The following is a 599-nucleotide window of genomic DNA, read 5'->3' as shown; positions in this document are numbered from 1 at the left end:
CTATTAGGAACAGACCAGAGCGAAATAGATAAACAAATAGCAGATGTATATAAAAATAGTTCAGAAACAATAGCAAAATCCATATATGGACTTACTAAAAGGATAGAGCAATTAAAGAAAAATACACTGCAGTCAACAGAAGCAAAGGAAGAAAAAACGGAAAATCCGGTAAAAAGTATAGAAAAACTGGATAAAAGTACTGAAGAATTACAAGAGGAATTAATCTTCATAAATTCGGAAATAGTAAAGAATCAAAAGGTTTTAAGTGAACTAAACAGCCACCTGTCCATATTACCGGAAAACTTAAGAAGTAAACAGGAAGAGGAATTTAAAAGAAATATAGATTTATGGCAAAAGCTTTTGAATAATGCGTATGATAAAAAGGAACAGATAGAATATAGCCTTGGAAGTTTAAACATTACAGTAGCATCTACTAAAAAAGATGGAGAAGTAACAGGGGTTTTAACAGCAGAAAATAAAAAGGTACTGGAAGATTTCAATATAAAACTGGGAGAACAACTTAAATATGTAAAAAATGGAATAAATATAGACTTTAGTGGATTTAATACTATTGATGACATAAAAGCCATGTATGATGA

At 29.9% G+C, this 599-nt stretch carries 1 pseudogene; it reads left to right on the top strand.

Annotated elements, in window-relative coordinates:
- Positions 1-599: pseudogene (locus NK213_RS17910) on the top strand (hypothetical protein); the annotation flags it as partial.

This window comes from Sebaldella sp. S0638 (assembly GCF_024158605.1).
Lineage (GTDB): Bacteria > Fusobacteriota > Fusobacteriia > Fusobacteriales > Leptotrichiaceae > Sebaldella.
The sequence above is the reverse complement of the archived record's forward strand: the minus strand, read 5'-3'. Positions and strand labels throughout refer to the sequence as shown.